This window comes from Micromonospora sp. C95 (genome assembly GCF_018070465.1).
In the GTDB taxonomy this organism is placed as follows: Bacteria; Actinomycetota; Actinomycetes; order Mycobacteriales; family Micromonosporaceae; genus Micromonospora.
This window is the reverse complement of record NZ_JAGPXT010000005.1, coordinates 84,367-105,970: the sequence shown is the minus strand read 5'-3', so window position 1 is coordinate 105,970 and position 21,604 is coordinate 84,367. Positions and strand designations below refer to the sequence as shown.

Annotated in this window: 18 protein-coding genes and 1 tRNA gene; 14 read left to right on the top strand and 5 right to left on the bottom strand. The window is 71.4% G+C overall.

Annotated elements, in window-relative coordinates; genetic code table 11:
* The first annotated feature begins 97 nt into the window (after positions 1-97).
* The 3 genes from KBX00_RS08300 (at position 98) to KBX00_RS08290 (ending at position 6,399) form a co-directional block, all read left to right on the top strand.
* Positions 98-1,762: a fumarate hydratase gene (locus KBX00_RS08300; RefSeq protein ID WP_210824953.1), complete on the top strand. Its 1,665-nt coding sequence runs from the start codon at positions 98-100 to the stop codon at positions 1,760-1,762.
* A gap of 203 nt (positions 1,763-1,965) precedes the next feature.
* The gene (locus KBX00_RS08295; RefSeq protein ID WP_210824951.1) at positions 1,966-4,944 is read left to right on the top strand and encodes a BTAD domain-containing putative transcriptional regulator; all 2,979 of its coding nucleotides are present in this window, start codon (positions 1,966-1,968) and stop codon (positions 4,942-4,944) included.
* Between the two features lie 45 nt (positions 4,945-4,989).
* Complete coding sequence (locus KBX00_RS08290) at positions 4,990-6,399, top strand: class II fumarate hydratase (RefSeq protein WP_210824949.1); 1,410 nt, start codon at positions 4,990-4,992, stop codon at positions 6,397-6,399.
* Between the two features lie 190 nt (positions 6,400-6,589).
* Here KBX00_RS08290 and KBX00_RS08285 read toward each other — a convergent pair whose 3' ends face one another.
* A complete protein-coding gene (locus KBX00_RS08285) occupies positions 6,590-6,868 on the bottom strand; it encodes a hypothetical protein (RefSeq protein WP_210824948.1) in 279 nt (92 codons plus the stop codon).
* 388 nt (positions 6,869-7,256) lie between these two features.
* Between KBX00_RS08285 and KBX00_RS08280 the strand changes: the two genes are divergently transcribed.
* The 3 genes from KBX00_RS08280 to KBX00_RS08270 are packed head-to-tail and all read left to right on the top strand — an operon-like array spanning position 7,257 to position 8,637.
* On the top strand, positions 7,257-8,069 hold the full coding sequence (locus KBX00_RS08280; protein ID WP_210824946.1) for a helix-turn-helix transcriptional regulator: 813 nt from the start codon (positions 7,257-7,259) through the stop codon (positions 8,067-8,069).
* Positions 8,060-8,245 carry a DUF397 domain-containing protein gene (locus KBX00_RS08275; protein ID WP_210824944.1) on the top strand — a complete coding sequence of 62 codons (186 nt, stop codon included), beginning with the start codon at positions 8,060-8,062 and terminating at the stop codon, positions 8,243-8,245. The genes KBX00_RS08280 and KBX00_RS08275 overlap by 10 nt, the downstream gene beginning before the upstream one ends.
* On the top strand, positions 8,242-8,637 hold the full coding sequence (locus KBX00_RS08270; protein ID WP_210824942.1) for a pyridoxamine 5'-phosphate oxidase family protein: 396 nt from the start codon (positions 8,242-8,244) through the stop codon (positions 8,635-8,637). The genes KBX00_RS08275 and KBX00_RS08270 overlap by 4 nt, the downstream gene beginning before the upstream one ends.
* Positions 8,638-8,665: 28 nt before the next feature.
* On the opposite strand, the gene KBX00_RS08265 is transcribed toward KBX00_RS08270, so the two are convergent.
* Positions 8,666-9,211, bottom strand: coding sequence for a CGNR zinc finger domain-containing protein (locus KBX00_RS08265; RefSeq protein ID WP_210824940.1), 546 nt, complete (start codon positions 9,209-9,211; stop codon positions 8,666-8,668).
* A gap of 82 nt (positions 9,212-9,293) precedes the next feature.
* Here KBX00_RS08265 and KBX00_RS08260 point away from each other — a divergent pair, with 82 nt between their 5' ends.
* The 3 genes from KBX00_RS08260 to KBX00_RS08250 are packed head-to-tail and all read left to right on the top strand — an operon-like array spanning position 9,294 to position 12,722.
* Positions 9,294-10,253 carry a DMT family transporter gene (locus KBX00_RS08260; RefSeq protein WP_210824938.1) on the top strand — a complete coding sequence of 320 codons (960 nt, stop codon included), beginning with the start codon at positions 9,294-9,296 and terminating at the stop codon, positions 10,251-10,253.
* A gap of 13 nt (positions 10,254-10,266) precedes the next feature.
* Positions 10,267-11,007, top strand: coding sequence for an HAD family hydrolase (locus KBX00_RS08255; protein ID WP_210824936.1), 741 nt, complete (start codon positions 10,267-10,269; stop codon positions 11,005-11,007).
* 35 nt (positions 11,008-11,042) lie between these two features.
* Positions 11,043-12,722, top strand: coding sequence for a S8 family serine peptidase (locus tag KBX00_RS08250; RefSeq protein WP_210824934.1), 1,680 nt, complete (start codon positions 11,043-11,045; stop codon positions 12,720-12,722).
* A gap of 59 nt (positions 12,723-12,781) precedes the next feature.
* Here the strand turns inward: KBX00_RS08250 and KBX00_RS08245 are convergent, their stop codons facing one another.
* Both KBX00_RS08245 and KBX00_RS08240 read right to left on the bottom strand, forming a co-directional pair.
* Positions 12,782-13,684, bottom strand: a complete 903-nt coding sequence (locus KBX00_RS08245; protein WP_210824932.1) for a hypothetical protein — start codon at positions 13,682-13,684, stop codon at positions 12,782-12,784.
* A 325-nt stretch (positions 13,685-14,009) separates the two neighbouring features.
* A complete protein-coding gene (locus tag KBX00_RS08240) occupies positions 14,010-14,660 on the bottom strand; it encodes an IclR family transcriptional regulator (RefSeq protein WP_210824930.1) in 651 nt (216 codons plus the stop codon).
* 192 nt (positions 14,661-14,852) lie between these two features.
* On the opposite strand from KBX00_RS08240, the gene cysS reads away from it, so the two are divergent.
* Together cysS and rlmB are read left to right on the top strand one after the other, a co-directional pair.
* Positions 14,853-16,268, top strand: a complete 1,416-nt coding sequence (gene cysS / locus KBX00_RS08235) for a cysteine--tRNA ligase (RefSeq protein ID WP_210824928.1) — start codon at positions 14,853-14,855, stop codon at positions 16,266-16,268.
* Positions 16,268-17,389 carry a 23S rRNA (guanosine(2251)-2'-O)-methyltransferase RlmB gene (gene rlmB, locus KBX00_RS08230; protein WP_210824926.1) on the top strand — a complete coding sequence of 374 codons (1,122 nt, stop codon included), beginning with the start codon at positions 16,268-16,270 and terminating at the stop codon, positions 17,387-17,389. The genes cysS and rlmB overlap by 1 nt, the downstream gene beginning before the upstream one ends.
* 66 nt (positions 17,390-17,455) lie before the next feature.
* Here rlmB and KBX00_RS08225 read toward each other — a convergent pair whose 3' ends face one another.
* Positions 17,456-18,547 carry an ABC transporter ATP-binding protein gene (locus KBX00_RS08225; RefSeq protein ID WP_210824924.1) on the bottom strand — a complete coding sequence of 364 codons (1,092 nt, stop codon included), beginning with the start codon at positions 18,545-18,547 and terminating at the stop codon, positions 17,456-17,458.
* 319 nt (positions 18,548-18,866) lie between these two features.
* Here KBX00_RS08225 and KBX00_RS08220 point away from each other — a divergent pair.
* The 3 genes from KBX00_RS08220 (at position 18,867) to KBX00_RS08210 (ending at position 21,583) form a co-directional block, all read left to right on the top strand.
* Positions 18,867-18,943: transfer RNA gene (locus KBX00_RS08220), tRNA-Thr, on the top strand.
* Between the two features lie 118 nt (positions 18,944-19,061).
* Positions 19,062-19,934, top strand: a complete 873-nt coding sequence (locus tag KBX00_RS08215) for a hypothetical protein (RefSeq protein WP_210825258.1) — start codon at positions 19,062-19,064, stop codon at positions 19,932-19,934.
* Complete coding sequence (locus KBX00_RS08210; RefSeq protein WP_210824923.1) at positions 19,931-21,583, top strand: hypothetical protein; 1,653 nt, start codon at positions 19,931-19,933, stop codon at positions 21,581-21,583. Before KBX00_RS08215 ends, KBX00_RS08210 begins: the two co-directional genes overlap by 4 nt.
* Positions 21,584-21,604 lie beyond the last annotated feature (21 nt).

Sequence of the window (21,604 nt, the reverse complement as noted above, 5' to 3'; positions counted from 1 at the left end):
CCCTAGGCTTTGCCGTCATGAGCGAGCGGCAGCGAGCGAATCATCGGTGCAGTGCGGTGGTGCCTCACGGCGGCACGGAGCGAAGCGGAGTGCCGTCGTGAGTGGCGCCGATTTCGCGTACGCTCCGCTGCTGCCGACCGGGCCGGACCAGACGGACTACCGCCTGGTCACCGACGAGGGCGTCGATGTGGTCAACGGCCCGGGTGGTCGCCGGTTCCTGACCGTCGAACCGGCCGCCCTGACCGCGCTCACCGCCGAGGCGATGCACGACATCGCGCACTTCCTGCGCCCCGCTCACCTCGCCCAGTTGCGGTCGATCATCGATGACCCGGCGGCCTCCCCGAACGACCGGTTCGTCGCGCTGGACCTGCTGCGCAACGCCAACATCGCCGCCGGTGGGGTGCTGCCGATGTGCCAGGACACCGGCACCGCGATCGTGATGGGCAAGCGGGGCCGGCACGTGCTCACCGACGGGACCGACGCGGAAGCGATCTCGCGGGGCGTGTGGCAGGCGTACACCCGGTTGAACCTGCGCTACTCGCAACTCGCCCCGCTGACCATGTGGGCGGAGCGCAACACCGGCAGCAACCTGCCCGCGCAGGTCGAGCTGTACGCCGAGGACCCGGACGGCCACCCGGACGCGTACAAGTTCCTCTTCATGGCCAAGGGCGGCGGCTCGGCCAACAAGTCGTACCTCTACCAGGAGACGAAGGCGCTGCTGAACCCGACGCGGATGATGCAGTTCCTGGAGGAGAAGCTGCGGCTGATCGGCACCTCCGCCTGCCCGCCGTACCACCTGGCGGTGGTGATCGGCGGCACCAGCGCCGAGTACGCCCTCAAGACCGCCAAGTACGCCTCCGCGAAGTACCTCGACGCCCTGCCCACCGCCGGCTCGATGACCGCGCACGGCTTCCGGGACCTGGAGTTGGAGGCCGAGGTGCTGGAGTTGACCCGCAACTTCGGTATCGGCGCGCAGTTCGGCGGCCGCTACTTCTGCCACGACGTGCGGGTGGTACGGCTGCCCCGGCACGGCGCGTCCTGCCCGGTGGCGATCGCCGTGTCCTGCTCGGCCGACCGGCAGGCAGTCGCCAAGATCACCCCGTCGGGCGTGTGGCTGGAGCGACTCGAAACCGACCCGGCCCGCTACCTGCCGGACGTCACCGAAGCGCAGCTCGACACCACCGAGGTGGTCCGCGTCGATCTCAACCGGCCGATGGACGAGATCCGCGCGGAGCTGTCCAAGTACCCGGTGAAGACCCGGCTGTCGTTGAGCGGCCCGCTGGTGGTGGCCCGGGACATCGCGCACGCGAAGATCGCCGAGCGGCTGGACGCGGGCGAGCCGATGCCGCAGTACCTGCGTGACCACGCCGTCTACTACGCCGGCCCGGCGAAGACCCCGGAGGGCTACGCCTCCGGCTCGTTCGGCCCGACCACGGCCGGCCGGATGGACGCGTACGTGGCGAAGTTCCAGGCCGCCGGTGGCTCGATGGTGATGCTGGCCAAGGGCAACCGGTCGGCGCAGGTGACCCGCTCCTGCGAGCAACACGGCGGGTTCTACCTCGGCTCGATCGGCGGCCCGGCGGCCCGGCTCGCCCAGGACTGCATCAAGCACGTCGAGGTCCTGGAGTACGCGGAACTCGGCATGGAGGCGGTCTGGAAGATCGAGGTGGCGGACTTCCCCGCCTTCATCGTCGTCGACGACAAGGGCAACGACTTCTTCGCCGAGGTCACCAAGCCGGTCCTCACCATCGGCCGTAGCTGACGGCGGACGAGTCACGCTATCGGTGCGCCCGCTCAGCAGAGCGGGCGCACCGCCCCCGTTGATTGCCGCCGGAGCGGCAACCGAACGAAGTGTGCGACATGCCGCTGTCGATCCACTCTCATGTCGCTCTCACGTCGATGGGACGGCGGGTGACTCGGCCGCTACCCTGCTGTGGTTGCCACGAGTGCGGGGCGGGAGTACGGATGCGGTTCCAGATCCTGGGTCCCCTGCGGGTGGGCGGGGGAGCGGCCACCGTCACCGCAGGTCGGGACCGGGTCGTCCTCGCGGTCCTGCTGCTGCGGGCGAACCGCGTCGTGCCGGTCGAGGAACTGGTCGACGCGGTCTGGGAGGAAGATCCGCCGGTCACCGCCCGCGCCCAGCTGCAGACCTGCGTCTCCCGCCTGCGACAGCGTCTCGTGAGCCTGGGTATCCCGGCGGAGACGATTGTCACCGACCCGGCCGGCTACGTGGTCCGTACCGACACCGGCGAACTCGACGCCGAGGTGTTCGCGCACGAGGTGCGGCTGGCACGGGACGCCCTCGCCGCCGGCCGGCTCGTCGACGCCTCCCGTCACTACCGGGCCGGGCTGGCGCTCTGGCGGGGGCCGGCCCTCGACGGCGTCCCCAGCCGCGTCGTGCAGATGCGGGCCCAGACCCTGGACGAACGGCGCATCGACACCCTCGAAGACTGTGTGGACATCGAGTTGCAGCTTGGGATGGCTGCCGAGCTGATCGAGGAGCTTACCGAGGCGGTGCAGCGGCAACCCCTGCGGGAGCGGCTGCGGGGGCAGCTCATGCTGGCCCTGGGGGGCGCCGGCCGGCAGGCCCAGGCCCTCGCCGTCTACCAGGACGGCCGCCGGCTGTACGCGGAGGAGCTGGGCCTCGATCCCGGCACCGAGTTACAGGACCTGCACCAGCGGATGCTTGCGGGCGACCTGCTCCTCGCCCGGCCCAGGCAACTGCCGAGCCCACCCGTGCGGACGCTGCCCCGAGGGATCAGCGACTTCACCGGACGCCAGGAGGTGATCTCGCGGCTGATCAAGGAGATCGAGGGTGAGCAGGCCCGGGTCCTGCTGCTCGACGGGATGCCGGGCAGCGGCAAGACCACCCTCGCGGTGCACCTCGCGGCCGGGCTGGCAGATCGGTACCCCGACGCACAGCTCTTCCTCGATCTGCATGGCCACAGCACCCGAACCCCGCTGGCCGTCACCGCCGCCGTGGCGTCCCTGCTGCGGCAACTCGGCGTCACACCCGAACGGGTACCGCTGGACCCGGACGACCGGCTCGCGATGTGGCGTTCCGAGCTGACCGAACGACGGGTCCTGCTGCTGCTCGACAACGCGGCCGACGCCGAGCAGGTGACCCCGCTCCTGCCCACCGGGGCGGACAGCCTGACCTTGATCACCAGTCGCCGGCGCCTGGTCGGGCTCGACGAGGGGCGTCCCCACTCGCTGACGCTGCTCGATCCGGCGGAAGCGGTCGAGCTGCTCGGCAAGGTGGCGGGCGCGGCGCGCGTCGCGGCGGAGCCGTCGGCGGCTGCCGAGGTGGTGCGCCGCTGCGGCTACCTTCCCCTGGCGATCCGGCTGGCCGGTGCCCGCCTGGCCCATCGCCCCCGCTGGCAACTCAGCGATCTGATCGAGCGGCTACGCGACGCCGGTGACCCGCTGGCCGAGTTGGCGGCTGGGCAGCGCTCCGTCGGTGAGGCCTTCGCCCTGTCGTACGCCCAGATGCCACCGCTGGCGCAGCGGATGTTCCGGCTGCTCGGCCTGCATCCGGGCGGACGCTACGACAGGACCGTCGCCGCCGCGCTTACCGAACTGCCGCTGAGTGAGGCGCAGGACGTACTCGACGAACTTGTCGACGCGCACTTGATCGAGGAGCCGGAGCCCGGCCGGTACCGGCTGCACGACCTGGTCCGTGAGTACGCCCGTAGGCTGCTCGACGAGCCGAGCAACCGCGCCGAGCGTGACGATGGCCTGGGCCGGTTGCTGCACCACCACCTTGACGTGGCCGTACAGATCGCGCGGAAGTTCGAGTCGTACGGCAGCCTACGAAACTTCACTCCGCCAGATCCGCTGCGCCCCGACCTCCTGTCGGTGGCCGCCGAGCCGGGGCGGGCCTGGTTCGAGGAGAACCGTGGCACCTTGGTCGTGTTGTGCCGGGCGGCCGAAAGATCCTTTCCCCGGCATTGTTGGCAGCTGGCGCGCGCCTGCTGGTGGCCCTTCTTCACCGGCGGGTACCTCGATGAGCTGACCGAGATGCACGATGCCGGGCTGCGGGCCGCCGAGGTGCTGGGCGACGAGTGGGCGATGGCCCTGATGCTCAACTATCTCGCCTCGGTCTCGTTCCGCAGAGCCCAGTTTCCGCACGCGATCCGGCTCCTTCGGCAGGCGGTCGAGTTGGGTCGCCGGCAGCGGCCCGGGGAACAGCTGGCGAGCATTGTGTGGAATCTCGGTAGCGCCTATCTCGGCGCCGGGGAGAAACAACGCAGCCTGGAGTCCTACGACGAGGCCGGGCGACTGCTGCGGCCCGCCGACCGGCCCGCCGAACTGGCGATCCTGCTCAACAACGTCAGCTATCTACTCCTGCACTGGGGACGATACGAGGAGGCGCTGCGGGGCAGTCGCAACCATCTCATGCTCAGCCGGATACTGGGCGATCGCTGGCAGCTGGCAAACGCATTGGGTCACATCGGCGCGGTTCGCCACCGGATGGGCGACGTCGAGCCTGCCCGCCGACTGCTGCGAACGGCGATGCGACTGCATCGACAGACGGGCAATTGGTCGAACGAGGGCGAGGTGTTCAACGATCTGGGCAGGATCGAGCGGGAGGCCGGGCACCCGGATTTGGCGGCCAGGTTCCACCGGGAGGCGTTGACCCTGGTCACTCAGGCCGGCGACCGGATGGGCCAGTTCACGTCGCAGACTCTGCTGGCTCGGGCGCTGTTGGAACAGGGCGACGTGCGCAGCGCCCGGAACCTGTTTGACCGGGTGTTGGAGGACGCCACCAAAGCCGACTTCCGGCATCAGCAGGCCGAGGCCCTGGACGGTATCGCCCGCTGCCTGCGCGCGACGGACCCGAACCAGGCCCGCTCGCACTGGACCCGGGCGCTGGCTCTGTTCCGGCAGCTCGACGTTCCGGAACAGCACGAGGTGCAGCGGCTGCTCGCCGAGCTGGAGTGAGCTGGCTACCGCGAACATCTGCACGTCGTCGCGGTGCGCGGCAGGATGGTACGCGTGACGACTCCAGAGGCGACGGGCTACCGGATCGAACGCGACTCGATGGGCGAGGTGGAGGTGCCCGCCGAGGCGCTGTGGCGGGCACAGACCCAGCGGGCGGTGCAGAATTTCCCGATCTCCGGCCGGGGCATCGAGCCAGCCCAGATCCGCGCCCTGGCCCAGATCAAGGGCGCGGCGGCCGAGGTCAACGGCGACCTGGGCGTGATCGACGCGAACGTTGCCGCGGCGATCGCCGCCGCCGCCGCGCACGTGGCCGACGGCGGTTACGACGACCAGTTCCCGGTGGACGTGTTCCAGACAGGCTCCGGCACCTCGTCCAACATGAACACCAACGAGGTGATCGCCACTCTGGCCGGGCGGGAGTTGGGCAGCAGCGTTCATCCCAACGACGACGTGAACGCGTCGCAGTCCAGCAACGACGTGTTCCCGTCCTCGATCCACCTGGCCGCTACCGAGGCCGTCGTACGGGATCTGCTCCCGGCGCTTGATCACCTGGCCGGTGCGCTGGAGGCGAAGGCGTCGGAGTTCGAGACTGTGGTCAAGGCCGGACGCACCCACCTGATGGACGCCACCCCGGTTACTCTCGGGCAGGAGTTCGGCGGCTACGCCGCCCAGATCCGCTACGGCATCGAGCGGCTGGAGGCGGCCCTGCCCCGGCTGGCGGAGCTGCCGCTGGGCGGCACGGCGGTCGGCACCGGCATCAACACTCCGCTCGGCTTCGCCGCCCGGGTGATCGAGAAGCTGCGGGCCTCGACCGGGCTGCCGTTGACCGAGGCGCGCAACCATTTCGAGGCGCAGGGCGCCCGGGACGCCCTGGTCGAGACGTCGGGGCAGCTCCGTACCGTCGCGGTGGGGCTTTACAAGATCGCCAACGACATCCGTTGGATGGGTTCCGGCCCGCGCGCCGGTCTGCGTGAACTGCGCATCCCGGACCTCCAGCCGGGTTCGTCGATCATGCCCGGCAAGGTCAACCCGGTGGTCTGCGAGGCGGTCCGGCAGGTCTGCGCGCAGGTGGTCGGCAACGACGCGACCGTGGCCTTCGCCGGTTCGCAGGGCGATTTCGAGCTGAACGTCATGCTGCCGGTGATGGGTCGCAACATCCTGGAATCGATCCGGTTGATCGCCGCGTCGAGCCGCCTGCTCGCCGACCGGTGCGTGGTCGGCCTGGTCGCGGACGCCGAGGTCTGCCTGTCGTACGCCGAGGGCTCGCCGTCGATCGTCACCCCGCTCAACCGGCACCTCGGCTACGACGAGGCCGCCTCCATCGCCAAGGAGGCGTTGGCGAAACAGATCTCCATCAAGGAGGTGGTGATCTCGCGGGGCCACCTCGACTCCGGCAAACTCTCCGAGACCCAGTTGGAAGAGGCGCTCGACCTGCTCCGCATGACCCACCCCTGACCCCGCCGCGCCGGCCCGCTGGTCCCTCCGCCGGACCCGCCGGCCCGTCCGCTGGCCCGGCCCGTCCCCCCATCCGAGCTGCCCGGCCTGACCCTCTCGCCCGATGAGGCCTGGCTTGATCGACTCCAGTTGCGGCATCCTGCGGCCATCAGCAGCCCGGATGGGGCCAGGATGCCGCAACACGAGTCGATCAGTCGTCGGCCGGCCGACGCCGGGGTGCCCAGGCGAGGAAGCGGGCGAAGAGCGCCGCCGGATCCGGACCGTCCTGCGGGTTCAGGCGGTAGAGGTCGGCGGCGGCCTCGTGCAGCACCGCGCAGAGGTAGACGCTGAGCGAGATCCGGTCGTCGGCGTACTCGGCGACGAGATCGAGCCGCGCGGCGGCGCACGGCCAGGGCGCCGCGCAGACCCGGCAGAGCCAGAGTGGCCGCAACGGCAGGTGTGCCCGGCGCGACGCGGCCGGGGCCGTCATCCTCGGCCACCGGCGCCCGAACGAGCCGCCCGGGACGCAGTGCATGGTCCGGTCCGGCGCGGTCCGAGAGGTCCGGGGTGCGGTGCGTGGTCCGGTCCGGGGCGCGGTACGGGGCGTGGCTCGGGACATTGGCGCAGCCTTCCTGTCGAGCTGAGTCGTTCGCGTCATCGCCCCGGCGGTGGGACCGCCCGGCCGGGGGAGCGGGCGGTCCCACCTCGACGCCGCGGCTCGGGGGATGAGCGGCGAGCGTCGCGCTTCACAGTCTGCTGACCACACCACTACGGTCGGAAGTGTTTGTGCCTGCTGCCCGAGGCCCACTGCGGAAGGGCCGGGTTACCGGTGGCGTGGCGCTGGAGTCGATCGACCGGTTCCTGGAGGGCGGCTGGACATGGCGGGTGGGCAGACGACGGCGGCGGCGTTCCTGGTGGCGGAGCTGCGCCGGGCACGGGTCCGGCAGGGCTGGAGTCAGGAAGAGTTGGCCAAGGCGGTCAACTACTCGCCGTCGATGGTCAGCGCGGTGGAGCTGGGCCAGCAGCCGCCCACCCCGAAGTACCTGGACCTGGTCGACAAGGCCCTCGACACCGGCGGCATCTTCGCTCGAATGCTCACCCACCTGGTAGCCCTCGACAAAGCCCAGATCTGGCTACGCGGCTGGCGCGCCATCCTCGAAGAGGCACAGGCGTTGCGATGGTTCGAACCGGTGCGGGTGCCGGGTCTGCTCCAGACCGAGCCCTATGCCCGTGCGATTTTCGAGGCTGATGACTCGCTGAGCCGTGTCGAGCGCGAGGAGCGCCTGGCCGACCGCATGGCCAGCCAGGCTGTCCTATGCCAGGAGCATCCGCCGCGAGCGGTGTTCGTGCTCGACGAGTCTGCGCTGCGGCGGCGGGTCGGTGGTCGGAAAGTGATGCTCGACCAGGCGAAACATCTGATCACCATCGGCACCGACCACCCCTCGGTTCGACTGCACGTTGTACCACTGTCGGCCGATGAGTACCCGGGCCTCAACGGTCCGTTCATCCTCGCCAGGTTCGGTGACGGGACCGATGTCGCGTATCTCGGTGGTCAAATCGGTGGCCGAGAACTGGATCAGGCGTCGGATCTGTCGATGCTCCAGCGGGTCTGGGAGGCTACTCTCGGCGCGGCGTTGCCGCAGCAGGAGTCGACGGAACTGCTGAAGGAGATCGCGGAGTCGTGGAACTGATCGGTGCGCAGTGGCGTAAGAGCAGCCGCAGCGGTTCCAGTGACCAATGTGTTGAGGTGGCGACCAGTCTTCGGGTGGTGGGGGTGCGGGACAGTAAGGACCCGGCTGGGCCGGTGCTGAGCTTTGGCGCGTACGCCTGGCGGGCCTTTGTCGCGGCACCTCCGCGCCGGACGTGACCGCCCTGCCCGGCGCGGAGGTGCTGGAGCGGCTGGCGCGGGAGCGGGTGGTCTGGCTCTGCACGCTGCGGCCGGACGGCTCGCCGCATCTGACGCCGGTCTGGTTCCACTTTGTCGAGGGTGAGTGGTGGATCGGCACCGGCGAGCGTAACCGGAAGGTACGCAACGTCGCCGCCGACCCCCGGGTGTCGCTGGCGCTGCCCGACGGAGATGCGCCGGTCGTCGCGGAGGGCGAGGCGAGCATCGTCCGCCAGCCGTTCCCACCGGAGGTGGTGGAGGCGCTTCGGCGCCGGTACGGCGGCTGGGATGTCACGGTGGACGGCCCGGACGGCCGCTACGTGCTGCTCCGGGTCGTGGTGACCCGCTGGCTGATGGCCGGTCGCGCCCGCTGACCTGCGTCACGCGCCGACGTGTCGGAGGTCAGGAGCGGGCGGCGGCCCGGCGGGCGCGGTAGGCGCTGACGGCAGCCCGGTTGCCGCAGCCGGCCTCGCAGAACCGGCGGGAGCGGTTCTTGGACAGGTCGACGAGCACGTTGTCGCAGTCGGGGTGCTCGCAGGTGCGCAGCCGGCGCAGCTCGCCACCGCGTACCACGTCCGCGATCGCCATCGCCGCCTCGACCGCGATCCGGGTGGCCAGCGGGGCGTCCCGGGGTACGGCGTGCAGATGGTACGGCTCGGCGTCGTGCGTGATGAGCTGGGGCAGCGCCCGGTGCTCGCGGAGCAGGGCGTTGACGATCGACACGATCTCGTCGACCTCGGCGTACCAGATCCGGCGGAGGCGGGGGCGCAGCGCGCGTACCGCCCGTAGCTCGGCCTCGGTGTGCTCGTGCCGCCCGCTGTAGGAGTGGCTGGTGTAGAAGGCGTCCAGGGCGGCGACGTCCGGTAGCCCTTCGCCGTCGGAGCCGGCGGTGTTCACCAGCGCCGCGGCGGCGATCAGCGAACACTCGGTGTCATGAGCGAAAAGCAACTTGACTCCTGTCGTAGCTCCGCCTAGCGTCATCGGCATAATCTATTTTGCCCATGGCGGGCGGTCGTGCCAAGGAGAGCCCATGCGTCAACCGCCCGCCGCAGGTGCCGGCCTCGCACTCGCGCTGCTCTCCGCGATCACCTTCGCGACCTCGGGCACCTTCGCCCGGTCCCTGATCGACGATGGTTGGTCGGCCGAAGCGGTCGTCATCGCCCGGGTCGGCATCGCCGCCCTGATCCTGATGGCGCCGGCCATTCTCGTGCTGCGGGGGCGATGGCAGGTGCTGCGCCGTAATCTCGCCTCGATCGGCGTGTTCGGGCTGTTCGGGGTCGCGGTCGCCCAGGCGTGCTTCTTCAACGCCGTGCGGTACCTGCCGGTCGGTGTCGCGCTGCTACTGGAATACCTCGGCATCGTCCTCGTCGTCGGCTGGACCTGGCTGGTGCAGGGCCAGCGCCCCCGGCGGCTGACCGTCGCCGGTTCGGTGGCAGCCGTGGCCGGGCTGGTCTTCGTGCTCGACCTGACCGGGGCCGGACGACTCGACGTGGTCGGCGTCCTCTGGGGCCTCGGCGCGGCGGTGGGGTTGGCCGGGTACTTCGTGCTCGCCGGCCGGGTCGACCCCGCCCTGCCCTCGATGGTGATGGCCAGCGGCGGGATGGCTGCCGGCGCCGGCGTGCTGCTGCTGCTCGGCCTGACCGGCGTGCTGCCGTTGCGGGCCACCTTCGACACCGTGCAGTTCGCCGGCACGCGGACCAGTTGGCTGGTGCCGATCGCCGGTCTGACGCTGGTGGCCGCGGTGATCGCCTACCTGGCCGGGATCGCCGCGGTGCGGGTGCTCGGTTCCCGGCTTGCCTCGTTCGTCGGGCTGACCGAGGTGATGTTCGCGGTCCTGATCGCCTGGCTGGTCCTGGGTGAGCTGCCGACGATTGTGCAACTGCTCGGCGGACTGTTGATCGTCGCGGGTGTGGCGCTGGTCCGCCTCGACGAGCTGCGCAAGCCCGTCCAGCCGGCGCGGGTGGAGGTTACCGAGCCAGCCCTGCGGTGACAGGCTGTCCGGCATGCTGACCACAGTGGTGTTCGATGCCGACGAGACCCTTGTCGATCTGCGGCCGGCCGTCACCGCCGGGCTGGAGGTCGTACTGGCGCAGATGCGGCGGCTCACCCCGGCGGCGGCCGGGGTCACTCTCGCGGACCTGGAATCGGACTGGGGCGCGGTCTTCGGTGACCTGGCCGCCGCGCCGGTGGCCGAGATCCGGCGGGCCGCGCTGGCCCGGTCGCTGGAGCGGGCGGGGCTCGGTGCCCACCTGGACGAGATCAGCGCGATGTTCTTCGCCCGCCGCTTCGCGCTGACCCGGCCGTTCGCCGACACGCTGCCGGCGCTGGCCGCCCTGCGGCAACGATGGACGCTGGGCTTCGCCACCAACGGCAACAGCCGCGCCGAACGCTGCGGCCTCGCCGGCGAGTTCGCCTTCGAGGTGTACGCGCACTGCGACGGCGTGCCGAAGAAGCCCGCCCCGGATTTCTACGCGGCGGTGTGCGCGGCCGCCGGGGCGGACCCGGCGCAGGTGGTACACGTCGGCGACAACCCAGGTCATGACGTGGTCGGCGCACAGCGAGCCGGCCTGCGGGCCGTGTGGCTCAATCGCCGAGGCGAGCGGTTGCCGGCGGGGGTGGCGCCGGACGCCGTGGTCACGACGCTGGCCGAGCTGCCCGGCGTGCTCGCCGATCTTCCCGGCGAAGCGGATCTTCCACCGCTTATCCGGCGCGGCTCTGGCGAAACCTCACGCATTGATGTCTGATGACGCCACGTCCCTCAACGAGAGGATCCGATGTGGTGAGCAAGCGCTTCACCGTCGGTGCCGTCGCGACCGCGACGGCGCTGACACTCACGGTCACAGGTCTGGGAGTGCCCGCCAGCGCCGAGCCGGCGGACCTGCGGACCTTTACCGTGGTCGCCGAGGACGGCGTCTCCACCGACGCGGCGCTGGCCGCGATCCGGTCGGCGGGCGGGACCGTGGTGTCCCGCAGCGACGAGGTCGGTGTCTACCAGGTGACGACCGACCGGGCCGACTTCGCGACGAAGGCTACCTCCGCCGCTGCCCTGATCGGTGCGGCTGAGGAGAAGGCGATCGGGCGCAAGCCGCGCCTCGACCGGGTCGAGCAGGAACACCTGCTGGCCGCCGCGGCCGCCAAGGGCGCCGGTAAGCAGCAGCGGGGCAAGAAGATGGACCCGCTGGACGACAAGCTCTGGGGTCTGGAGATGATCCGGGCCGACAAGGCGCGCGAGGTCGAGCCCGGTGACCGCCGGGTGACCGTAGGCGTCCTCGACACCGGCGTCGACGCCGGCCACCCCGACATCGCCCCCAACTTCGACTGGGCGCTGTCGCGCAACTTCGCCCCCGACATCCCCGAGATCGACGGGGAGTGCGAGGTGGCGAGCTGCCTCGACCCGGTCGGCACCGACGACGGCGGCCACGGCACCCACGTCGCCGGCACCATCGGTGCCGCCGCCAACGGGTTCGGCCTCTCCGGTGTCGCACCGAAGGTGTCGCTCGTCGAGCTGAAGGGTGGCCAGGACTCCGGCTACTTCTTCCTGAACCCGGTGGTGAACGCCCTGCTGCACGCGGGCAAGTCCGGTCTGGACGTGGTCAACATGTCCTTCTACGTCGACCCGTGGCTCTACAACTGCACGGCCAACCCGGCTGACTCGCCGGAGGCGCAGGCGGCGCAGCGGGCCACCATCCGGGCCATGGGGCGGGCGCTGACCTTCGCCCACAACCGGGGCGTGACGCTCGTCGGCGCACTCGGCAACAACCACGAGGACCTGGGCGACCCGCGTACCGACGTCTCCAGCCCCAACTACGGTGACGTCGCGCCGTACCCGCGCGAGATCGACAACGACAGCTGCTGGGATCTGCCCACCGAAGGGCCGCACGTCATCAGCGTCTCCTCGGTCGGCCCGTCGGGCAAGAAGTCCGACTTCTCCAATTACGGGACGGAGCAGACCGCGGTGGCCGCGCCGGGTGGCTGGTACCGGGACGGCTTCGGCACGGACACGTTCCGTACCGACGCCAACATGATCCTCTCCACCTACCCGAAGCATGTCCTCCAGGAGGAGGGCGCGGTCGACGAGGACGGCAACATCGTGCCCGGCGCCGAGACCTTCGTGTTCAAGGACTGCAAGCGCAACGGTGAGTGCGGGTACTACACCTACCTCCAGGGCACCTCGATGGCGGCACCGCACGCCTCCGGGGTCGTCGCGCTGATCGTGAGCCGCTACGGCAAGAAGCAGGGCCGTGACGGCTACGGCATGGCGCCGGACCTGGTCGAGCAGCAGCTCCTTCGGACGGCCGCCGAGCGGGCCTGCCCGGAGCCGCGGCTGTTCAGCTATGCCAATGAGGAGCGTCCGGCCGAGTTCGACGCCTATTGCGCCGGCTCGCGCAACTTCAACGGGTTCTACGGGCACGGCATCGTCGACGCGTACGCGGCGGTGACGGTCAAGCCGCGCCGATAGCACGCCTCTGATCAGGGGCACGGTGGCCGGGCTGGAGATCTCAGCCCGGCCACCTGCTGTCATCGGCGCCATCCCCGGTCGCGCAGCGCGGAGCTGACCTCCCGGACGATCCCCGGGAAGTCCTGGTGGAGACGGCGACTGGTGACGTGCAGGACCAGCCAGCCGGCACCGACGAGACGGTTCAGGCGTTGTCGGTCCCGATGCAACTGCTCGCGGTCCGAATGCCAGTGGCCGTCGTACTCGGCCGCCACCCGGAAAGCGGGCCAGGCGAGGTCGGGATGCAGTACCCGGCCGCCGGACACCTGCACCGGATGCTGAACCACCGGTCGAGGCAGACCGGCCAGCACCAGGCGGATGCGCAGCTGTGACTCGGCCGGCGACTGGGCCGCCGGCTCAGCCAGATCGAACAACCAGCGTGCCCGGCGTATCCCGGGACGGCCGTCGTGCAGGGCCGCGAACCTGGTGAGAGCTGCCCGTGTGGTGAGTCCCCGGCCGAGCAGGGTGTCGATGATGGCGATCGCGCGGGTCGGCTGGAGCCAGACGGCGCTCTCCCAGGCTGCCCGGGTCGGGTCGGTGCGGCGGAGCGTGCCCGTGCCGAGGCCCTGGAGCCAGGGTTCCTCAGACATCGTGTGGACTTGCAGGCCGGGTTGGCTGCGCAGCCCGGCTGGGGCCGGCACGAGCACGTGAACGTTGTCGGTGAAGCTCGCGGCGTGCTCGACGCCGTGCAGGTACGCCGCCGACGGGCCGGCGAACGCTGCCGTGACCGGCAGTTGCCACGCCACGGCGCGGCAGGCCAGCTCGTGATCGCGTTCAAGCCGAGCATCGGCGTAGATGTCCCGCCGCAGTCGCACCCAGACGGAACTGCGTAGCTGGTGCGCGGTGAGCAGGCCCTGGTCGACGGCGTCCGAGCCGCGGAACACCTGCCACGCCAGGGCTCCGGGTCGGTGTACTCGAACTGGCATGCAGAAGAGCCTGCGGGCCCTGGTGCCGCCACGGCAGCCCCTGTGGACAACCAAGGACGGCGCGCCGCCCGTCCCCTGTGGATAACTGCCCCGATCGTCGCCGAGTGTGCTATGAGGCCACGTTTGAACACACCCGGAGCCGGCTGTGTGGCGGGGTGGCTCCCTCTCGACTTGCGGCAAGTCGGGGTCTCAAGCCGGAGTTTGGCCGCGACTTGCGGCAAGTCGCGCCGGGCGGTGGGGGTCGTGCCGGGCCGGTGGGGGTCGCGGCGGGCGGTGCGGGTCGCGGCGGACGGTGGGGGCGTGCCGGGTGGGCGAAGGCAGTGGGTCAGGTCAGGGCGGTGGCGATGGCGGTGGCGGCGGCCAGCACCTGTGCGCCGACCGCCTCGGCGTCCAGTGGGGCCAGGGCCACCACCCCGACGCTCGCCTCCAGGCCGGGCACCCCGAGCACCGGGGCGGCCACCCCGTACGCGCCGGGTTGCAGCTCGCCGGCGGTGCTCACCGGGCCGACGTGGCCTGACCGGCCGGCCAGGATGGCCCGCCCGGCGGCACCGCGCTCCAACGGGTGCCGGGCCCCGGTCCGGTATGCGACGTGGAACGAGGTCCAACTCGGCTCGACCACCGCCAGGGCGACCCCCTCACCACCCTCCACCACGGTGAGGTGAGCGGTGGCTCCGGCCTGTTCGGCCAGCCGCCGCAGCGCGGGCAACGCACCCTCGGCGAGCAGCGGCTGGGCCCGCCGGGCCAGGTGCAGCACCCCGGCACCGAGGCGCAGCCGGCCGTCGGCGTCGCGGCGCAGCATGCCGTGCCCGGCGAGCGGCCCGACCAGCCGGTAGACGGCGGCCCGACCGATGCCCAACCGGCTCGCGGCCTCGGTGACGGTCAACCCGCCGGGAACCTCCGCCACCAGGTGCAGCAGCCGCAGCCCCCGGTCCAGGGTCTGGGACGCCGCGCCGCCCACCGCTGAACCGGCCGGCATCGATCCTCCGGGGACCGATCCGGCTGGCGCCGGGCCGTCCGGCACTGTCGGCCGTGGGGCCGGACCGGGTGTCGCGGAAGTGCTCACGACCAGCAGCGTACGGCCAGCGGGTCGGTCATCGGCAGGCGCCGAGCGGCCGGGCGCCACCAGGCTCCGGCCGAGCGGGCAACAGCGGACGGCTACCCTTGTACGGTGACGCTACGCCTGTATGACACCGCCGCCCGATCGGTGCGGGACTTCGTCCCGCGGGAAGCCGGCAAGGTGGGGGTCTACCTGTGTGGTCTCACGCTCCAGGCACCGCCGCACATCGGCCACCTTCGCTCCGGTGTCAACTACGACGTGTTGCGTCGCTGGCTGTCGGCGGCCGGTTTCCAGGTCACTTTCATCCGCAACGTGACCGACATCGACGACAAGATTCTGGTCAAGGCGCAGGAGCAGCAACGCCCCTTCTGGTCGATCGCGTACGCCAACGAGTTGAAGCTCGCCGAGGCGTACCGGGCGTTGAACGTGCTGCCACCCACCTACGAACCGCGCGCCACCGGTCACGTCCCGGAGATGCACGAGCTGATCGCGCGGTTGATCGAGCGTGGGCACGCCTACCCGGCCACCGACGGCTCCGGCGACGTGTACTTCGACGTGTGCTCGTGGCCGCCGTACGGGGCGTTGTCCAACCAGCAGCCCGACGACATGCAGTCCGCCGGTGACGCACCGGACCGGGGCAAGCGCGACCCGCGCGACTTCGCGCTCTGGAAGGGTGCCAAGCCGGACGAGCCGGCGGACGCCTACTGGCCGTCGCCGTGGGGGCGGGGCCGACCCGGCTGGCATATCGAGTGCTCGGCGATGTGCTGGCGCTACCTGGGCGCGGAGTTCGACATCCACGGCGGCGGGCTCGACCTGACCTTTCCGCACCACGAGAACGAGCTGGCCCAGTCCCAGGCCGCCGGCCTGCCCTTCGCCCGGTACTGGGTGCATCACGGCCTGCTCGGCATCGGTGGGACGAAGATGGGCAAGTCACTGGGCAACGCCCTCGATCTGGACTACGTCGCGTCCCTCGGGGTGCGGCCGGTCGAGCTGCGCTACTACTACGTGGCCGCCCACTACCGTTCGCGGATCGACTACTCCGAGGAGGCGTTGCGCGAGGCGGCCGTCGCGTACCGGCGGATCGAGGGCTTCGTGACGCGGGCCGTGGAACGGGTCGGCGCGGGTGGGCTCGGCGAGCTGCCGGCCGCGTTCGTCGCCGCGATGGATGACGACCTGAACACCTCGGCCGCACTGGCGGCGCTGCACGAGGTGCTGCGGGACGGCAACAACGCGCTGGCCGGCGGGGAGGATGTGACGGTCCGCACCACGCTCGCCAGCGTCCGCGCGATGCTGGATATCCTCGGGGTCGACCCTCTCGACCCGGCCTGGACCGGCGGAGCCCGGGCTGGCGACCTCCGTGGTGTGGTGGACTCCCTGATCGCCCTGGCACTGGAACAGCGCGCGCAGGCCCGGGTCCGCAAGGACTGGGCCGCCGCCGACGCGCTGCGGGATCAACTCAAGCGGGCCGGAGTGGTGGTCGAGGACACCCCACAGGGGCCGCGTTGGACTATTGGAGAGCAGGACTGATGGCCGGCAATTCGCAGCGCCGTGGTCGACGGGTGGCGTCCAAGGCCAGTGCCCCGAAGGGGTCTGGCGGAAAGAACCGGGACTCCCTCGCCGGGCGTGGCCGGACGTTGCCGGCCGACGAGCGGCCCTGGCACAAGGCGTACTCGGGCACCGAGAAGCTGCCGCAGCGCACCGCCTGGAAGCAGGAGAAGGAACGCCGGGCGGCGGCCGAGGAGGGGCGGGCCCCGAAGATCGGCCAACCCGGCAGCAAGGACACCACCTGGGGCCGGGGCGGCGGCCGGGGCGCGGCCACCGCCAAGCCGGCCCGGGGCAAGCAGCCCGCCGGGCGCAGCGGACCCCGGGTGGCGCCGGGTCGCAAGTCCAACCCGGCGAAGGACACCCCGGAACTGCTTGTCGGTCGCAACCCGGTGCTGGAGGCGCTGCGTACCCAGGTGCCGGCGACCGCGCTCTACACGGCGCAGGGCATCGACGTCGACGACCGGGTCAAGGAGATCATCCGTACCGCCGCCGACCGGGGCATCGCGATCCTTGACGTGAGCCGCGCCGAGCTGGACCGGATGACCGGGGGCGTGCTGCACCAGGGCGTCGGTCTCCAGGTGCCGCCGTTCGCGTACGAGCCGTTCGAGGATCTGGTCGCCGCCGCACTGGAACAGCCGGCACCGCTGCTGGTGGCGCTGGACGGGGTCACCGATCCGCGTAACCTCGGCGCGGTCATTCGCTCCGCCGCCGCGTTCGGCGCGCAGGGTGTCTTCGTACCGGAGCGGCGGGCTGCCGGGATCACCGCGACCGCCTGGCGGACCAGCGCGGGCGCGGCGGCCCGGGTGCCGGTGGCCCAGGTGACGAACCTCACCCGGTCGCTGAAGGCCTGCCAGGACGCCGGGTTCATGGTGGTCGGCCTGGACGCCGACGGGGAGACGGACCTGTACGACCTGGAGGCCGCCGTCGGCCCGCTGGTCGTGGTGGTCGGCTCGGAGGGGCGGGGGCTGTCCCGCCTGGTCGGGCAGACCTGCGACCTCACCGTCAGCATCCCAATGATCTCCGAGGTGGAGTCACTGAACGCCAGCGTCGCCGCCGCGGTCACGCTGGCCGAGGTGGCACGCCGCCGGGCCGTCGGGGGCTGAGAAACCGCCGAGCGTACGCGAAAGGGGCGGCCCGCCATCGGCGGACCGCCCCTTTTCGGTGCTACCTCAGATGCGCTGCCCGGTGGCGGAGTGGAAGACGTGGCTCTGGCCGGTACGCGGCTTCACGAAGATCGTGTCGCCGAGCCTCGGCATGGTCCGGCGGTCGGTGCGGACCACGAACCGCTCGGAGGCACCGTCGAGCGCGGCGTGGCCGTAGACGTTGGCGTCGGAGCCCAGGTCCTCGACCAGCTCGACCACGACCGGCATGCCACCCTCGGTCGGGCTGACGATGTCGCAGTCCTCCGGGCGGAAGCCCACGGTGACCTTGCCGTTGCCACCCTCGGCGCTTGCCGCCTCGACCTGCTCGCGGGTCAGCGGCACGGACATCTCGGCGAACGACGCACCCTGCTCGCTGAACGGCACGGTCTTGATGTTCATGGCGGGCGAGCCGATGAAGCCGGCGACGAAGACGTTGGCCGGGGTGTCGTAGAGCGTCCGCGGGGTGTCGACCTGCTGGAGCACGCCGTCGAGCATGACCGCGACCCGGTGACCCATGGTCATGGCCTCGACCTGGTCGTGGGTGACGTAGACGGTGGTGATGCCGAGATTGGCCTGCAGCGACGCGATCTGCGTACGGGTCTGCACCCGCAGCTTGGCGTCGAGGTTCGACAGCGGCTCGTCCATCAGGAAGACCTGCGGTTCCCGGACGATGGCCCGGCCCATCGCGACCCGCTGGCGCTGACCGCCGGAGAGCGCCTTGGGCTTGCGGCTGAGGTACTCCTCCAGCTGGAGCAGCGCCGCCGCCTCCTTGACCCGCCGGTCGATCTCGGACTTGGAGGTCTTGCGCAGCTTGAGCGCGAACGCCATGTTCTCGTACACCGTCATGTGCGGGTAGAGGGCGTAGTTCTGGAAGACCATCGCGATGTCGCGGGCCTTCGGCGGCAGGTGGGTGACGTCCCGGTCGTCGATGTAGATCGCGCCGTCGTCCACGTCCTCCAGGCCGGCGAGCATGCGCAGGCTGGTGGACTTACCACAACCGGAGGGGCCGACCAGGACGAGGAACTCGCCGTCGCCGATCTGAAGGTCGAGCTGGTTGACCGCGGGGCGTTCGGTGCCCGGGTAGATCCGGGACGCCTTCGCGTAGGTGACCGTAGCCATGAGGGGACGCTTCCTTTCACCGGCAGGAACGTGCCGGACGATCCGAGTGAAGGAGCGACCGGCACGGGTGCCCGTACCGGCGCCACGACCTGCGCGGGGCGAACCCATGTCGGCCGTGTCACTGCACGGTAAACGGCTTTCGCCGCAATGCCAAGGTCCACGGTCGAGCGGTACTTCCGAAGCATTCGCATTCCGGTCACTCGGGCACGGTCGGACACGAATCGACGTCCACGGGTCGGGATGTTGACGTTTCCCATGCTCGGGACCCCTGCCGAGCAGGAAAACCGGACGTCGGTCGCTATGCTGGCCACGACACAACGCCCCTGTAGCTCAGCTGGCCAGAGCACCCGCCTTGTAAGCGGGATGTCGCCGGTTCGATCCCGGCCGGGGGCTCCATCCGTATCACGCATGGCGCACCGAGCGGACACCTCGGCGTGGCCGGGTGTTCAGACGGGCCCGTTAGGCTCCGCCTCCACCCGTCATGCCGTCACCACGACCAGGGGCGCCCGCCACCGTGCACCATGCCAACCACTACTACGGGCACTCCCACGTGCTGGCCCGCTACTGCGGGCTCGACGACCGGGACCCGCCCCGCATCCACGGCTACCTCCAGCACGGCTGGAACATCGGCGACGGCATGGCGTACGACCACGAGTTCGTGCCGGGCGTACCTCTGTTCCTGTGGTCGGAGCGGACCCGGCGGCGGGCCTGGTCCCTCGGCCGCCGACAGACGTACGTGGTCGGTTCCCCGTGGGCGTACCTGCTGGCGATGGAACCGGACGGCCCGCAACGGCGGGAGGGCACCATCTGGTATCCCTTCCACGGCTGGGAGGGGCAGCGGATCGTCGGTGACCACGACCGGCTGATCGACGAGATCCGGGCCGTCGAACCGGGGCCGGTGACGGTCTGCCTCTACTGGCAGGAGTACCGGTCCACCCGGGTACGCCAGCACTACGAGCGGGCCGGCTTCCGGGTGATCTGCCACGGCTACCGGGGCGGCCGGTGGCGTGACCTCGACCCGGGCTTCCTGCACCGGCAGCTGGCCGAGCTGCGCCGGCATCGCCGGGTCGCCTCGAACCGGCTGTGCAGCGCGGTCTTCTACGGCATCCTGGCCGGTTGCGAACCGGCCGTCTACGGCGATCCGATGCAGCTGGCCGGTGAGGCGCCGATCTGGGGCGGTCAGCCACGGATCCGCCGCCAGTGGGCGGACCTGCACGGCCCGCAGGTCGACCCGGACAGCGCCCGTGTCCTGGCCGTCGCCGAGTTGGGTGCCGACCGGCTGCTGCCCCCGGCCGAGCTGCGCCGGCTGTTCCGCTGGCCCGAGCCCGCCGATCGGCACCAGGTCCCCATGGTCCGTGACGCCGAGCGCAGCGAGGTGGCGCGATGAGCGAGGTGCACCTGCTCGGCGGCGAGATGCTCGGCTGGTCGGATCTCGACGGCACGCACGGTCCCGGCCCGGTACGCGGTCCGGGGCTGGCGGCCCTGTTGTCCGTCGCGTCCGGCCGCACGCTTGTGGTGGGGCCACACGATCCCCAACTGCTCGACGCGCTGCCCTCGGCCGACCTGACCGTGCTGGTACGCGGACTGCCCGACGCCGAGGCGCTGGCGGCCCGCTATGCCGGATCGACCGGGGTGCGGGTGTGCTGCGGTAGCCCGGAGAAGCTCGCCGGCACCACCCCGTACGACAGCGTGGTCGCCCTGGACGGGCTGGACCGCCTCGACTCGGTCGAGGGGACACAGCTGTCCTGGGGTGCGGTGTTCGACCTGTTGGTGTCGGTGCTGCGGCCCGGTGGCCGGCTGCTGCTCGGGGCCGAGAACCCGCTCGGACTGCACCGGTTGCTGGCGTCGCCGTCACCGAGCACCGACTCCGACTGGGCCGCACTCGCCGAGTACGACGACACCCGTCCGGCCGGCCCCGCCCGGCTGCGGGCCCGGTTGACGGCGTCGGGGCTGCGGATCGCGGACACCTGGGCGGTCTTTCCGTCCCCCGTCGCGCCGGCCGCTCTGATCGGCACGGAACTGCTGGCCGACCCGGACCTGACCGGATTCCTCCAGGCCGTCCTCAGCGACCAGGCCGTGTCCAGCCACGAGGCCGTGTCCAGCCACGAGGCCGTGTCCAGCGGCCAGGCCGTCCTCGGTGACGGCGGCGGAAGGACGCGTGACCCGGCCACCGGACGTGCCGGCACGGTGCCGGCCGCACCACCGCTGGCCGATCCCGCTCGGCTGGCCGGATCCGCCGTCCGGAACGGGATCGCCGTCGAACTCGCGCCGGCCTGGGTGCTGCTCGGCGAACGCCTGCCGGATCCGCCGACCTCGGCGGATCAGCCCGCGGCGCGTGCCCACCCTGAGGCTGAGCGGGCCGAGACGTCTCCGCCTGCGGCGCTGCTGGTGCAGGACGGTCGGCTCCGGCAGGTGCGCCGGGATCCGGCCGGCGGGTGGCGGTTCGCCGACGGCGAGACCGTCCCGTCGGGGCGTACCGTCGAGGATCTGATGGTGGCCGCGACGCTGCGGCGGGATCTGCCGGCGGTGCGGGCGCTGCTCACCGCCTGGCAGTCCGGTGCGGCGGCGGGGATCCCGGCGGACGCCGTGGTCGTCACCCCGGCCGGCACCTGGCACGGGCCGGCCGAAGCCACCGGGCCGATGTCGGTGCTGCGGCGGCTGGCGTCCCGGCTGGTCGACGCCGGGCTCGCCGACCTCTGGCCGGCCGGTGAGCTGACCGCCGTGCTGACCACGATGTCCGGTCGGGAGCCAGGGGCGTCGGTCGACCAGGTGGTGGGTGCGGCTGCCGGCGGCTGGCGGGAACTGTTGACGGACCGGGACCGGCTGGCCCGCGAGCTGTCCGAGGCGCGCGCGCTCCAGGACTGGTACGAACGGACGTTGACCGAGCGGGAGGACGAGGTGAAACGGCTGCGCCGGATCGTCTCGCTGCTGCACGGCACCCCCACCGCACGAGCCGGTCGTCTCCTGCTGGCCGGCGCCCGCACCGCCCGCCGCACCGCCCGTTCCGCCGTCCGCCGCATCCGCCCCACCGACTGACGGTCCTGACCGTTGCGTGCG

Excerpts from the sequence above, each read along its gene's own strand:
- KBX00_RS08295 (WP_210824951.1), top strand. The coding sequence starts at position 1,966 with ATGCGGTTCCAGATCCTGGGTCCCCTGCGGGTGGGCGGGGGAGCGGCC.
- KBX00_RS08290 (WP_210824949.1), top strand. The coding sequence starts at position 4,990 with ATGGTACGCGTGACGACTCCAGAGGCGACGGGCTACCGGATCGAACGC.
- KBX00_RS08285 (WP_210824948.1), bottom strand. The coding sequence starts at position 6,868 with ATGACGGCCCCGGCCGCGTCGCGCCGGGCACACCTGCCGTTGCGGCCA.
- KBX00_RS08280 (WP_210824946.1), top strand. The coding sequence starts at position 7,257 with ATGGCGGGTGGGCAGACGACGGCGGCGGCGTTCCTGGTGGCGGAGCTG.
- KBX00_RS08260 (WP_210824938.1), top strand. The coding sequence starts at position 9,294 with ATGCGTCAACCGCCCGCCGCAGGTGCCGGCCTCGCACTCGCGCTGCTC.
- KBX00_RS08255 (WP_210824936.1), top strand. The coding sequence starts at position 10,267 with ATGCTGACCACAGTGGTGTTCGATGCCGACGAGACCCTTGTCGATCTG.
- KBX00_RS08245 (WP_210824932.1), bottom strand. The coding sequence starts at position 13,684 with ATGCCAGTTCGAGTACACCGACCCGGAGCCCTGGCGTGGCAGGTGTTC.
- KBX00_RS08240 (WP_210824930.1), bottom strand. The coding sequence starts at position 14,660 with ATGCCGGCCGGTTCAGCGGTGGGCGGCGCGGCGTCCCAGACCCTGGAC.
- rlmB (WP_210824926.1), top strand. The coding sequence starts at position 16,268 with ATGGCCGGCAATTCGCAGCGCCGTGGTCGACGGGTGGCGTCCAAGGCC.
- KBX00_RS08225 (WP_210824924.1), bottom strand. The coding sequence starts at position 18,547 with ATGGCTACGGTCACCTACGCGAAGGCGTCCCGGATCTACCCGGGCACC.
- KBX00_RS08210 (WP_210824923.1), top strand. The coding sequence starts at position 19,931 with ATGAGCGAGGTGCACCTGCTCGGCGGCGAGATGCTCGGCTGGTCGGAT.